At 60.7% G+C, this 12,558-nt stretch carries 10 protein-coding genes and 1 tRNA gene; 8 read left to right on the top strand and 3 right to left on the bottom strand.

From position 1 onward, the window contains the following. Positions 1–19 precede the first annotated feature (19 nt). Positions 20–1,915 (top strand): sigma-54-dependent Fis family transcriptional regulator, encoded by a 1,896-nt coding sequence (locus tag ACI77I_RS09740; RefSeq protein WP_406997402.1) that lies wholly within the window; start codon positions 20–22, stop codon positions 1,913–1,915. Between the two features lie 164 nt (positions 1,916–2,079). Here the strand turns inward: ACI77I_RS09740 and lldD are convergent, their stop codons facing one another. Then, on the bottom strand, positions 2,080–3,210 hold the full coding sequence (gene lldD / locus ACI77I_RS09735; RefSeq protein ID WP_406997401.1) for an FMN-dependent L-lactate dehydrogenase LldD: 1,131 nt from the start codon (positions 3,208–3,210) through the stop codon (positions 2,080–2,082). A 101-nt stretch (positions 3,211–3,311) separates the two neighbouring features. Between lldD and ACI77I_RS09730 the strand changes: the two genes are divergently transcribed. The 5 genes from ACI77I_RS09730 (at position 3,312) to ACI77I_RS09710 (ending at position 8,892) form a co-directional block, all read left to right on the top strand. Then, positions 3,312–4,196, top strand: coding sequence for a LysR family transcriptional regulator (locus ACI77I_RS09730; protein WP_406997400.1), 885 nt, complete (start codon positions 3,312–3,314; stop codon positions 4,194–4,196). A gap of 86 nt (positions 4,197–4,282) precedes the next feature. Further along, positions 4,283–4,358 (top strand) — tRNA-Asn (locus ACI77I_RS09725). A gap of 134 nt (positions 4,359–4,492) precedes the next feature. Then, on the top strand, positions 4,493–4,999 hold the full coding sequence (locus tag ACI77I_RS09720) for a sigma-70 family RNA polymerase sigma factor (protein WP_083357615.1): 507 nt from the start codon (positions 4,493–4,495) through the stop codon (positions 4,997–4,999). Further along, on the top strand, positions 4,996–5,961 hold the full coding sequence (locus ACI77I_RS09715; RefSeq protein ID WP_406997399.1) for a FecR domain-containing protein: 966 nt from the start codon (positions 4,996–4,998) through the stop codon (positions 5,959–5,961). The genes ACI77I_RS09720 and ACI77I_RS09715 overlap by 4 nt, the downstream gene beginning before the upstream one ends. Positions 5,962–6,057: 96 nt before the next feature. After that, entirely contained in the window at positions 6,058–8,892 is a 2,835-nt protein-coding gene (locus ACI77I_RS09710; RefSeq protein ID WP_406997398.1) for a TonB-dependent receptor domain-containing protein, read from the top strand. 66 nt (positions 8,893–8,958) lie between these two features. On the opposite strand, the gene ACI77I_RS09705 is transcribed toward ACI77I_RS09710, so the two are convergent. Beyond that, the gene (locus ACI77I_RS09705) at positions 8,959–10,821 is read right to left on the bottom strand and encodes a DUF3857 domain-containing transglutaminase family protein (protein WP_406997397.1); all 1,863 of its coding nucleotides are present in this window, start codon (positions 10,819–10,821) and stop codon (positions 8,959–8,961) included. A gap of 144 nt (positions 10,822–10,965) precedes the next feature. Between ACI77I_RS09705 and ACI77I_RS09700 the strand changes: the two genes are divergently transcribed. Then, the gene (locus ACI77I_RS09700) at positions 10,966–11,196 is read left to right on the top strand and encodes a hypothetical protein (RefSeq protein ID WP_406997396.1); all 231 of its coding nucleotides are present in this window, start codon (positions 10,966–10,968) and stop codon (positions 11,194–11,196) included. A gap of 99 nt (positions 11,197–11,295) precedes the next feature. Here the strand turns inward: ACI77I_RS09700 and ACI77I_RS09695 are convergent, their stop codons facing one another. Further along, the gene (locus tag ACI77I_RS09695) at positions 11,296–11,880 is read right to left on the bottom strand and encodes a TetR/AcrR family transcriptional regulator (protein ID WP_083357619.1); all 585 of its coding nucleotides are present in this window, start codon (positions 11,878–11,880) and stop codon (positions 11,296–11,298) included. Positions 11,881–11,992: 112 nt separating this feature from the next. Here ACI77I_RS09695 and ACI77I_RS09690 point away from each other — a divergent pair, with 112 nt between their 5' ends. Beyond that, the gene (locus ACI77I_RS09690; protein ID WP_083357620.1) at positions 11,993–12,553 is read left to right on the top strand and encodes a flavodoxin family protein; all 561 of its coding nucleotides are present in this window, start codon (positions 11,993–11,995) and stop codon (positions 12,551–12,553) included. Positions 12,554–12,558 lie beyond the last annotated feature (5 nt).

Genomic DNA, 12,558 nt, shown 5'->3' with positions numbered 1-12,558 from the left:
AGCTTGCGAGGCGCATTTCATGCATAACGTCACCGACTCCGCAGTCCCCCCCGCGCGCAAGTATTTCGTCGACTCGTTGATGGTCGAGAGGTCCTGGGAACGTTCGCAAAGCTACGGTCTGAGTCATCGCGACCGTCTGAATGCGCCTGTAGTCGCCAGCCGTGCCCAAATTATCGAAAGCAATCGCCTGTTGCTGACCTGTGCCACGCCCGAGATGGAGCAACTACACGCCTCCCTGTCACGCAAGGACTGGGTGCTAGTCTGCCTCGACTTGCAAGGTGTGGTGCTCAACAGCCTGGGCAGCCGCAGCTCAGACAACCAGGAGTTGAATCAGGTGTTTCGGGTTGGCGCGCAGATTTCCGAGCAAAACGTCGGTACCACCGCGCCGAGTTGCGCTCTGACCGAGCGTGACTCCGTGCTCTTCGTGGGCGGGGAACACTACCTGGAGGAAGCGCGCGACTTTTGCTGTTTTGCCACGCCGATTTTCGGCCCGGACGGCGCCATCGTCGGGGTGCTGGACGCGAGCAGCAAACACCGCGCGCCCTTGATTAACGCGCGGGAGTCCTTGTTGCTAACCGCCAGTGCGATTGAAAATCGTATGTTTAGCCAGCTCAGTGACTTACTGCTGGTGCACCTGCACCTGCGGATAGATATTCTCGGCACCCCGTTGGAAGGCCTTATGGGTTTCGACCAGGCCGGTAAGCTGCGCTGCGCTAACCGCGCTGCTGGTCAGCTGTTGCAGTTAAGCGAGGTTCCGGTCGGTCTGGATTTTGCTGAGCTGTTCGACATGCCCTTCGCTCACGCCGCCTGCTACCGCCGCCACGATCTCAGTGCACCGCTGCGGCTGCGCACGCATCACGGTGGCGAACTGCACGCGTGCATTACCCTAGGCCCCGTTCTTAAAACGGAGCGGGCGTTGAGGCAGGAACCTTTGCCTGCGCCTATCGCCAAACCGCCGCTACTGCCGCAAGCGGCGCCGTATTTGCAGGACCCAGCGCTGCAGAGTGCCCTTGCCCGCGCTCGCCAGGCCTTCGCCCGGGATATTCCCGTGCTGATCAACGGCGAGACCGGCACGGGTAAAGAGGTTTTCGCCCGCCTGTTGCACGAAGGTAGCAGCCGCGCCGGAGAAGCCTTCGTGGCTATCAACTGCTCGTCTATTCCGGCCAGCCTGATCGAGTCGGAACTGTTCGGCCACGTCGAAGGTGCCTTTACCGGCAGCCGCAAAGGTGGCGCGATCGGCAAAGTTGAACAGGCGCACAAAGGCACCCTCTTCCTCGACGAGATCGGCGACATGCCGATGGAGCTGCAAGGTCGTCTGCTGCGGGTGTTGCAGGAGCGCAGCTTTACCCGCTTGGGCAGCAGCCAAGTGATTCACGTGGATTGCGCGCTTATCTGCGCCACTCACCGAGACCTCAAGCAGCTCAGCGCCAGCCACGGCTTTCGCGAAGACCTCTACTACCGTATAAACGGCCTGCGTGTGACGCTACCGGCGCTGCGCGAGCGTCAGGACTTGGTGGAGCTGATTCAGCATCTGCTGCGCGCCGAAAGCGCCACGCGCCAGCCGCTCACGCTGAGTGACGCGGCGCTGCAAGCGCTGTTGAATTACCGCTGGCCGGGCAATGTCCGTCAGCTCTACCAGACGCTCCGCCTGGCTGTCGTGTTGGCCGAGGATGGCGGTGAGATCGGCCTGGAGCATCTGTCGGAAGACGTTCTTGAAATCATTGAAAAGGTCGCCGACTCAGCCTCAATGACAGACTCGGCGCAACAGGCAGCACATACACTGCAGGCCGCAAAACTGCTTGCAATCAAGACGGCCGTGGCAGCGAGCGGTGGCAACCTTTCGGCGGCTGCGCGCAGCCTGGGGATCGGGCGAGCAACCCTCTACCGGAAGTTAAAGGGACTTGAGGAAAACTGAGGACGCTGCGTTGCACCGCCGTAGGTTTTCCTCTCATACCTTACCGCTGTTGAAGCAACTCGAAAGCGCTTGTCAGCCAGTTGGTCGTTGGGCAGGGTTGAATCGCCCCGGATTCTCTAAATACCTTGCAAGCTCAAGGCGCGCGGCATCGTCGAACAGCAGGGTTAAACCAAGGTGCTGGCGTCGATCTGATCGATTGAGGTGACGCCGGTCAAGGTCATGGCCACGCGCATTTCCTTAGCGAAAATATCCAGCAGGTTCTCCACCCCGCGCTGGCCATCGGCAGCCAGTGCATAGGCGTTGGCGCGGCCCAGCAGGCAGCCCTTGGCACCCAGGGCAAGCATGCGCACCACGTCGAGCCCGGAGCGAATGCCGGAGTCCACCAGCACCGTGAGGTCATCGCCCACCACCTCGGCAATCGGTGGCAGCGCTTTGGCGGTGGACAGCACGCCGTCCAACTGACGGCCGCCGTGGTTGGAGACGACGATACCGTCGGCGCCGAAACTCACGGCATCCTTTGCGTCCTGGGGGTCGAGTATGCCTTTGATGATCATCGGGCCTTTCCAGAACTCGCGGATCCACTCCAGGTCTTTCCAGCTGATCGAGGGGTCGAAATTGTTCGCCAGCCAGCCGATGTAATCTTCCAGGTGGGTCGGCTTGCCGAGGTATTTGGAGATATTGCCCAAGTCGTGCGGGCGGCCCATCAACCCTACATCGAAGGCCCATTGCGGCTTGGTGATGGCCTGCAGCATGCGTCGCGAAGCCGCGAACGGCCCGGACATGCCCGAGTGCGCATCGCGGTAACGCGCACCCGGCGTGGGCATGTCGACGGTGAACACCAGCGTGGTCACCCCGGCGGCCTGTGCCCGCTCCAGGGCGTTGCGCATAAAACCGCGGTCCTTGAGCACATACAGCTGGAACCAGATCGACTGCGGGCTTTGCGACGCCACTTCTTCAATCGAACACACCGACACCGTCGACAGACAGAACGGGATGCCCTTGTTCGCCGCGGCCTTGGCCGCCTGCACTTCACCGCGCCGCGCGTACATGCCGGTCAGGCCGACCGGGCTGAGGATCACCGGCATGGCCAACTCCTGGCCGAACAGGGTGGTTTTCAGGCTCAGGTTGTCGACATTGCGCAGGACGCGCTGGCGCAGGCTGATCTCGGCCAGGTCCGAACTGTTGGCACGCAGCGTGTGCTCGGCGTACGCGCCACCGTCGATGTAATCGAACAGAAAGCGCGGCAGCTTGCGCTTGGCGGCGGCACGGTAGTCGGAGGCGGACGAGATGATCATGAACGGGTTCTCCACAGAGCAAGGTTGCTCCACGATAAGCAAAAAGCTGGCATGATAAAAACAACTTTTATTACTAGCATCCAGTCGCTAAGGGAATACCGATGAACCTGCGAACATTGCGTGCCTTTGTTGAGGTGGTGCGCCAGGGCGGCTTCTCCCAAGCGGCTGACGTAGTGGCGTTGACCCAATCCACGGTGAGCAAGGCGGTCAAGACGCTGGAAGATGAATTGGGCACGCCGCTGCTCAATCGCCTCGGCCACAAGAATGAACTGACCGCCGCCGGCGAAATTGCCTACCGCCGCGCACTGGTGTTGCTCGCCGAGCACAACGACCTGGTGGCCGAGATCAACGACCTGCGCGGCCTCAAGCGCGGCGTGCTGCGCATCGGCTTGCCACCGGTCGGCTGCGGCGTATTGTTTGCGGCGATGTTCGCCGCCTATCGCACGCGCTACCCCAACATCGACATCGAACTCACCGAATACGGCAGCAAACGCCTGCGCGAATGCCTCGAGGCCGGGGAGGTCGACCTGGCGGCCTTGCTACTGCCAGCGGACGAAGGCTTCGACTACCAACCCGTGCGCAATGAACCGCTGATGGCCGTGTTGCCCATGAGCCACCCACTGGCCCGACGCAAACGCATCGACTTCACTGACCTGGCCGATTCACCGTTCATCTTGTTCGAAGCCGGTTTTGCCCTGAACGCCAAAATCCTCGCCGCCTGCGAGCGCAAAGGCGTCACGCCACGGGTCACCGCCCGCAGTGGGCAAATCGACTTTATCGTCGACCTGGTTTCCGCAGGATTGGGCGTCGCCTTCCTGCCACGCATGCTCGCGCACAAACACCAACACCCCGGCATCGCCCTGATCCCCTTGGACGAACCCCACACCGATTGGCACATCGCCCTGGTCTGGCGCGCCAGCGCCCACCTGCCGCCGGCGGCCCGCGCCTGGCTGGATCTGGCCAAGGAAATGGCCAGCCCGGTGTAGAAGGTTGCAGCGGTCATTTGTAGGAATTCTTCCAAATGCACCTCAGTGCTTGACTTCTTCTTTTTAATCAGTAACATACGGCGCATTCCGCGATAGCTCAGTTGGTAGAGCAAATGACTGTTAATCATTGGGTCCCTGGTTCGAGTCCAGGTCGTGGAGCCAGATAGAGAAAAGCCTGCAGAGATGCAGGCTTTTTTTTGCCTTGGATTTGGCCCATGGCAGCGATCCCAGCCCCTATACAACGCCCACCATAAAGCCATAAAATGAGAAGCATTATCATTTAATGCGGATCTGACATGCACGACGACAGCATCGCCTCGCCGGTCGCCCAGTTGTATGCGAATCACCATGGCTGGCTTCGGGGCTGGCTGCATCGGCGTTTGGGGCACAGTGCCGATGCCGAAGACCTGGCACACGACACCTTTATCCGCGTGTTGCGCTCCAAGGAAGATGTACACGAGCTGCGCCAGCCCATGGCGTTTCTGGCCACCATCGCCAATGGTTTGCTGATCAATCGCTGGCGTCGCCAGGCGATCGAGCGGGCGTATCTGGAAGCGTTGGCGGCGCGGCCGGTGGGCGAGGAGCCGTCGCCGGAGGAGCGGCACTTGATGATCGAGACGTTGTTGCAGCTCGATTCGCTGCTGGTCGGGTTGTCGGCGCGGGTGCGGCAGATTTTCTTTTTGTCCCAGCTCGATGGCCTGACCTATCCGCAGATCGCCGCGCAGTTGAGCCTGACGGTGGCGCAGGTGCAGCGCGCCATGGGCAAGGCGTTCAGTGTTTGCTACGCGAGCCGGTTCGAATGAGTGGCGCCGCGGTTGATCCTCGCGTGCGCGACATTGCCATTGATTGGCTGGTGCAGCTGCAGTCCGGCTTGATGAGTGCCAGTGATCACGAGGCCTTGCAGGTGTGGCGCCAGGCCAGTGCCGAGCATGAGTACGCGTGGCAGCGGGTCAGTGGCTTGCCTCTGTTGCTTCAGCCGGGCGCCAACTTGTTAGCCGATGCTACGGCGCGTCGGGCGTTGCAGTTGGCGGGGGCCGATCCACAGCGCCGTCGTCAGGTGCTCAAGTGCCTGCTGGCGTTGGGGCTGCTCGGTGGAATGTCCTGGCAAGCGGCGGATTCCACGTTGGTACGTTCGGCATTGGCCAGCTATCGCACCCGTGTGGGTGAGCGGCGGCGCTGGGCCTTGGCCGATGGCTATTCGCTGTGGCTGAACACCGCCAGTGCGGTAAACCTGGACTTGAGCGCCGGGCGGCGCAGTGTGCAGTTGGTCGAGGGCGAGTTGGCCCTGGATACCCCGGCAGGTTCCGCGTCGCTGGAACTGCTGACCCCCAACGCGGTGCTCTACAGCCATGGCGCCCACCTGTTGGTGCGCCATGATCACCAAGGCACGCAGGTCACGGTTTTGCGCGGGCTGGCGCAGGTGAGCACGCGGCATCAGCCGACACCGGTGCCGTTGCAGGCGGGCTGGCAACTCAAGGTTGATGAGCGTGGAGCAGGGCGCCCGAGCCCTATCGATGTGTTGCTGGCCCAGGCCTGGATGCGCGGCATCCTGCCCGCCGAACGCATGCGCCTGGACCAATTGCTGGCCGAACTTTCGCGCTATCGCCAAGGCTTCTTGCGTTGCAGCGAAGCGGTGGCGGGCCTGCGCATCACCGGCAGTTTCCAGCTGGACGATACCGATGCAGCGCTGGCGTTGGTCGCCAATACCTTGCCGGTGCGTATCGAACAAAGAACGCGTTATTGGGTGACCGTGGTGCCCGCGTGAAATTTTTTTTCGGCGACGCGATAGTTTTTTCGATCTGGCTTGGCCTTTAGGTATTACCCACCGGCACAGGTGGGTGTCGACCCTTAGGAGCCTTGTATGATTTCCCCCGCTCGTGTCTTGCGTACCCATACATTCAGCTTGTTGTTTCTCAGCCTCCAGCCGCTCTACGGCGAGTTGGTTTTTGCGGCCGGCGAGCGCGCCTTTAGCATCAGTGCCGGCCCGTTGGACAAAGTGCTCTCGCGCTTTGGTGCCGAGGCCGGGATCAGCATGGCGGGCAGTTCGCTGCTTACCGCCGGCAAGACCAGTCAGGGCCTGCAGGGCGATTTCAATACCGAGGCGGGTTTGACTCAGCTGCTGTCGGGCACTGGCCTGGGCTATCAGCGCCAGGCGGACGGTGGCTATGTTTTGCGCCCACACCAACAGGCAATTTCCCTGCCGACGCAAAAGGTGATTGGCGAAAATCTCGATGAGGAGGAGGTCTACCGGGCGCCGCGCTCATCGGTGTATATCTCCGGCGAAGACATGCAGCGCTTTGGTGTGGTCTCGGTGGGCGATGTGCTCAAGGGCCAGCCTGGTGTGCAGGTCGGCGACAGCCGTAATGGCGGCGGCCTGGATGTGAATATCCGTGGCATCCAGGGCCAGAGCCGGGTGGCTGTCACGGTGGACGGTTCGCAGCAGGCATTGGATGTCTATCGCGGTTACGCCGGTACCCAGCAGCGCAGTTACATCGACCCGGACATGATCAGCGACATCACGATCGACAAGGGCCCCAGCCTGACCTCCAGCGCTATCGGCGGCACGGTGAAGATGCGCACGCTCACCGTCGACGACATCATCAAGGACGGCCAGAGCATCGGCCTGCGCCTCAAAGGCGACCTGTGGAACAACGGCGTCGCCCCAGCCTCCCGTGACCCGCATTCCAAGACCGAGGCCCTGTACTCTGAGCCACATCAGAGCCGCGGTGGGCTGTTCGGCTCAGAGGCGCAGGCTGGCAGTGCCGCGTTTGCCTATACCCATGAGTTTTTCGACGTGGTGGCGGCCTATGCCAAGCGCGATCAAGGCAACTATTTTGCCGGCAAGAAGGGGCAGGATCGCTATCGTACTTACAACCGCTGGGGTGATGAAGAAACCAGCGTGGCCACCACCTACAACGCCGGCGAAGAAGTGCTGAATTCCTCGTCGAGCACCGAATCGTTCCTGCTCAAGACCACCTTGCGCCCGGCGGACGGGCATACCTTCGACCTGGGTTATCGCCGCTACGACGGGCGCATCGGCGAGATCATGCCTTCGGATATCTTCCGCTTCGGCACCGGCGGCATCTATCAGTACCCGCTGGGTCACACCAAGATCGACACCTACACGGCGCGTTACAACTACTTGCCTTCGGGTAACCCGTTGGTGGACCTGACTGCCGACTTGTGGCTGACCGATGCGCAAACCAGCCAGCTCACCTCGGTGGCGGCGCCAGCGTCCCAGGCGTATCGCTCGGACCGCGCCTGGAGCCGACAAGCTGACCAGCGCATTGGCGGCGGCTTGGCCAATACCTCGCGCTGGGCGACCGACTACGGCGACTTGAAGCTGGACCTGGGCGGCTCGTTCCAGCTCGAAGAACTGCGCCCGCAAAAAGGCGTGGTCACCAACCAGGACGATATCAACGCCAACCGTATGTTGCGCGAAGGGTCGCGGCAGGAGTTCAGCTTCAATGGCAAGTTGGAATACAAGCCAGTGGACAGCCTCACGTTATGGGGCGGCGGGCGTTACACCCACTATCGCAGCAAAGACCACATCGCCAATGCCACGGCACGGCGTGAGGAACGTGACCTGCGCTACCTGCGCGTCTACAACGGCGACAATTCCGGCAACATGATGTGGTTCCCTGACCAGAATGGCGATTACACCGACGCCACCGATCCACGCCTGAACAATGGCATTGTCTTCCAGAACACTAACTTTCCTTTCGAGGGCGTTCGGTACAACACCTTTGGCGCGGTTGATTCCACGGTCTATCCGTCCCAGGTCGGGGAAGTGGTTACCGGTTATGACTATTCCGCCAAGGCGAGCAACAGCGGCGGCGCCTTTGCCCCAGCGGTGGGCATCAATATCGAGGTGCTGCCGGACACCTTCGTGTATGCCTCTTACACCCAAGGCTTTCGTATGCCTTCGCTGTTTGAAACCAGCCAGGGTGTGTTGCAGACCATGCCCGGTAAAGGCCTGAAGCCCGAGCGTTCGAGCAATTGGGAGATCGGCGCCAGCACGCTGCACAAGGGGTTGTTGTTCGATGGCGACTCGGCGGCGATCAAGCTGGCCTACTTCAACAACACCATCAAAAACTACATCACCCGCTACTACGACCCCAGCCCTGGCCTGTGGGGCTTGATGCGCTTCAGCAATACCGACAGCTACAAAACCAGCGGCCTGGAGTTCCAAACCCGCTACGATGCCGGGCGCGTCTTTGCCGACCTGTCGTCCACCTACTACCTGAAGACCGAAACCTGCGATTCAGCCTTCGCCGCCACACTGCGCGCCACCAGCAACCGTTATCAGCAAACCAGTAATACGCCGAACTGCACGCCGGGCAGCTTCATGGGTTCCTACACCAACACCCAGAACCCACCACGGTTCGCGGGCAATCTGACCACAGGCCTGCGCTTTTTCGACCAGAGCCTTACGCTCGGCACACGCATCACCTACACCTCAGGCCCCACCGTCACCGCCGATAAACCCTGGCAGACCGGCGCCACCACGCCGCAATTGAATTACCGCGAGGTGGCCTTGGTCGATCTGTTCCTTAACTACAAGTTGCAGGAAGATGCCAGCCTCAACGTGTCGCTGCAGAACCTGACCGATCGCTACTACTTGGATCCGCTGGCGCAGAGTTTCATGCCTGCGCCGGGGCGCACGCTGCGGGTGGGAGTGCAGGCTAAGTTCTAAAGGGGAAGGTGGTGATCCTCGCGCGGCGGTGCAACCGCCCGTCACGCGAGAATCGGCAAGGCGGGGTTACAGCGTCTGCACAATAATCTGGCTTTTCAGATCGTTGACCATACCTTCAATCGCCGGCTTCATCGCGACGAAATCTTGCGGGCTGCACACCACGTCAGGGTGGTTAAACGCGTAGCTGCGAGTAATCAGTACGCTATTGCCTTTCTTGACGTAAGTGGTCTGGTAGGTGAAACCGCCGATGTTCAGGGCTACGGCCTTGGGCACCGCCAGGATGTTCACTTCTTTGGGGAAATCGAAGCGTGCCTTTTCTTTGATCGTGCCGGAAGTACAGGTGAAGTTCTGAGTACGGTCCTGTTCCGACAGGAAGCTGAACACGTTCTGGCCGATACCGCCCGCCAGGCTGCTCAGCGCAGGCACGCCGGTAGGGCCGGGCAGGTTGACCAGGTTGTCGGTGCGCCCCTTGGCCGTGGACTTGAAGGTGACGGCGTTGCTTTCCAATGGGTCGGTTTCGATCTTGCCGCTGCCGGTTTGCCCATACATGTTGAGGATCTGTTGGGTCAGTTGATCGCGGTCAGCAGGCATCATGGACTTGAACAGGAAACGGGTGAGTTCCGTGCCCCAGCCTTCCACCGTGGTGCCGTTAGTGAAGTCCGCCGCGCCGCTCTGCTCGATCTTGAAATGCAGCGTGCTGTCTACCTTGCCCAACTGGCTTGTGGGCGTACGCGCCAGTTCGCCGCTCTGGGTCAACAACGCGGTTTTGCCCAATTCCGGAAGCGGCAAGTAGCCGGCGGCGATGGGGGTGGCGGTGGAGTCCAGATAAAGATCGAGGGCCGGGATGTAAGTGATCGCATGGTTAAGCAAACCCAAGGTCGGCACCTTTGGCAGTACGTAGGCGTCGCCCAGGTTGATCAGTGCGGGTGAGCTTTCAATGGCCACGGCCTTGAGCAGTGCTTCAAGCAAGGCCGCATGGTCCTTGCAGTCGCCATAACGGTTATCCAGCACGGCCTGCGCCGAGTGCGGCACCACGCCGCCATTGCCGATGTAAACCGCGACGTAGCGAATGTTCTTGCGCACCCAGTCACTCAATACCAACGCTTTGCTGCGTGGTGTGTCCAGGTTGGCGGTGAGTTTCTTGGCCAGTTGGGTAATGGCCGGTGTTACCTCGACCTGCGCCCTGGCAGCGTACGCCTGGGCAAACTGTTTGTAGTCGGTGAACGTCGACACCGCCAGACGCTGACCGTAATCCGTGTAGGCAACAGAGCCGACTTCAACGCGATTTTTCTCGGTGGGCTCCAGGTCCCAACGGTAGATTTTGCGCCCGTTGGCGATGGTCGGTTCGGTGGCTTTGAAGCCCCTCACGTCAGCGAACAAGGGCATGTCAGCCGGCATGTCGTAGGTCAAGTGGCTCTGCTGGTTCTCGTAGAAGTCCGGTGCATATAGGTCTTCGAATTGCCCAGGGAACATCGGTTTGGTGCGCTGGCGCTGGTAGTGCAACACCATGCGGTCACCCACAGCCACATCCGGAAAGATCACCACTTTGATCCGCGAGTCCTGGAACATCGGCGCTTCGGCGGAGGCTTGCTCCTGCTGCTCCTTGATCTGATCAGCAGCGACCGGCACTTTGCGCCCATCGGCTTTCAGCGTGTAGGCGTCCACGATGTCCACGGTTTCCAGCGTGCGGTTAAAACTTACCGAGCGCTCGGCGTTAGGCTTGATCGCGCGCTCTTCATTGATGCGCCGGACCAGCTCGACGTCGAGCACAAAACTGCCGTCGGCCTTCACTATGTAGGACTGGTTATTTTTTTCGACAGTCAGCGAGCGGTCGGTGTAATCGGCACTTGCCTGCGCGCTGAACAGCCCGCAGATGACCACCGCCAGTGCACCGAACAGGCGCGTCGGGGAGAGAGTAACGCTTTGCATAGAGATCCTTCTAAACGATGACGCGCACCGTCTGGAGGAGGGCGCGCGTTCCTTGGTAAACCGATAAATGCGAAGCATTACTATATATAGGTGGCAATGAGCCTGCAGCTTTTTGTTGCTTAAAACCGTGTGGGAAGGTTCTGTGTGTCCGCCTCTAACGCAGTCTCGCCTCACGCCGCTCCCACTTCGCAATCCTTAGACGTGGAGATTTTCGACCGCCGCACGGTGCTGGCCCAGGGCGCGTTGCGTGCGCTGATGACGCAACCGGAACAGCCGAGCGTGCGGTATGTGGCGCGGCACCGGGTGGGTCGCCAGTTTGGCTTGAACCAGGACATGGCGCAGGCGTGCTGTGACTTCTCGACGTTGTTGCTTTAAGCCGAACCTGAAGCGTGCAGGATCTTCTGTGAAGAGTAGGCTTGTGTGGCAAGCCCACTCGCCACAACCACCGTCAACGCCATAGCCACAAGCGGATGCCTATTCAGTGCGCAACAGCAGCGCTGAGGTGAGCGCGATGAAGTCGTCGTAGGGTTCCTGCGAGCGGTCGACCTTGCCGCGCAGCACTGTGCCTTGCAGTGCGTTGATCAGGAAGCGTGCCGTGGAATCCGGCGCCAGCCCTGCGCGGAACTCACCACTCGCCACGCCTTCGCGCACCACGTGCGCAAACGGCACGGCCCATTCCAGCAACAGCTGGGCGATGGTGTCGCGCACCTCGTCATGGCGTAACGTCATTTCGGCCGCCAGGTTGCCGATCAGGCAGCCATAGTGAAACGTATCGGCACTCGCCGGCGTGGAAATCTTGACCAAGCCTTGCAGTTTCTCCAGGGCCGTGAACGCTGGGTTGGCAACGATGGCCTGTGCGTTCTGCGTCCAACCCTTGAAATAACCCTGCAGCGCTGCGCTGGCAAACGCTTCTTTAGAGCCGAAATGCCCGAAGAACGAGCCCTTCTGCATGCCCGCGTGTTCGACGATGGCATCCACCGAAGAACCTGCGTAACCGTGGCGATGCAGCACGTTGATGCCCGCTGCCAGCAGCTCTTCCTTGCGTGAAGGGCGCCCCATGGTGTGTCTCCGGTTTTGCAAATATTTGAAACAAGCTTAAGTCTAATGCTTGACATCAGTCAAACCGACTGGTCAGTATATAAACTCATTCAAACCTCACGAGCATCAGCACATGACCAGCACAGTAGTGGTGTATTTTTCCGGTTACGGCCATACCCGTCGCGTCGCGCACACTGTGGCGGAAGGGGCGCAGGCGCAGTTGGTGGAAGTGAGTGAAAACGGCGAGGTGTCCGAAGCAGGCTGGGCACTCCTGAATGCAGCCGATGGCATTATCTTCGGCACGCCAACCTACATGGGCTCCAGCGCTTGGCAGTTCAAGAGATTCTCTGATGCCACTGCGAAGTACTGGTTTAGCCGTGGCTGGCAGGACAAGGTGTTCGGTGGCTTTACCGTCAGCGCCAGCTTCAGCGGCGACAAACAAGTCACCTTGATCGGCCTGCAAACACTGGCCTCCCAACACGGTGGCATCTGGGTCAGCCTGGGCCTGCTACCGGCCAGCACCCTGGCGGCGACACGCAACGATATCAACAACCTGGGCGGGTCGGTGGGCCTGATCGTACAGGCGCCTTCGGATGCTGACGCGTCTGCAATCCCTGCCGGCGATATCAAGACGGCGTTGCTCTATGGGGAGCGCGTGGCCAAGATTGCAGCGCGGCTGAAAGCCACAAGCTGATAGCG

Origin of the sequence: Pseudomonas sp. D47, assembly GCF_045447305.1 — a bacterium.
In the GTDB taxonomy this organism is placed as follows: domain Bacteria; phylum Pseudomonadota; class Gammaproteobacteria; order Pseudomonadales; family Pseudomonadaceae; genus Aquipseudomonas.
Note: the sequence above shows the minus strand (reverse complement) of the source record. Positions and strands in the feature narration are given on the sequence as shown.

Excerpts from the sequence above, each read along its gene's own strand:
- ACI77I_RS09730 (WP_406997400.1), top strand. The coding sequence starts at position 3,312 with ATGAACCTGCGAACATTGCGTGCCTTTGTTGAGGTGGTGCGCCAGGGC.
- ACI77I_RS09705 (WP_406997397.1), bottom strand. The coding sequence starts at position 10,821 with ATGCAAAGCGTTACTCTCTCCCCGACGCGCCTGTTCGGTGCACTGGCG.
- lldD (WP_406997401.1), bottom strand. The coding sequence starts at position 3,210 with ATGATCATCTCGTCCGCCTCCGACTACCGTGCCGCCGCCAAGCGCAAG.
- ACI77I_RS09710 (WP_406997398.1), top strand. The coding sequence starts at position 6,058 with ATGATTTCCCCCGCTCGTGTCTTGCGTACCCATACATTCAGCTTGTTG.
- ACI77I_RS09690 (WP_083357620.1), top strand. The coding sequence starts at position 11,993 with ATGACCAGCACAGTAGTGGTGTATTTTTCCGGTTACGGCCATACCCGT.
- ACI77I_RS09740 (WP_406997402.1), top strand. The coding sequence starts at position 20 with ATGCATAACGTCACCGACTCCGCAGTCCCCCCCGCGCGCAAGTATTTC.
- ACI77I_RS09720 (WP_083357615.1), top strand. The coding sequence starts at position 4,493 with ATGCACGACGACAGCATCGCCTCGCCGGTCGCCCAGTTGTATGCGAAT.
- ACI77I_RS09715 (WP_406997399.1), top strand. The coding sequence starts at position 4,996 with ATGAGTGGCGCCGCGGTTGATCCTCGCGTGCGCGACATTGCCATTGAT.
- ACI77I_RS09695 (WP_083357619.1), bottom strand. The coding sequence starts at position 11,880 with ATGGGGCGCCCTTCACGCAAGGAAGAGCTGCTGGCAGCGGGCATCAAC.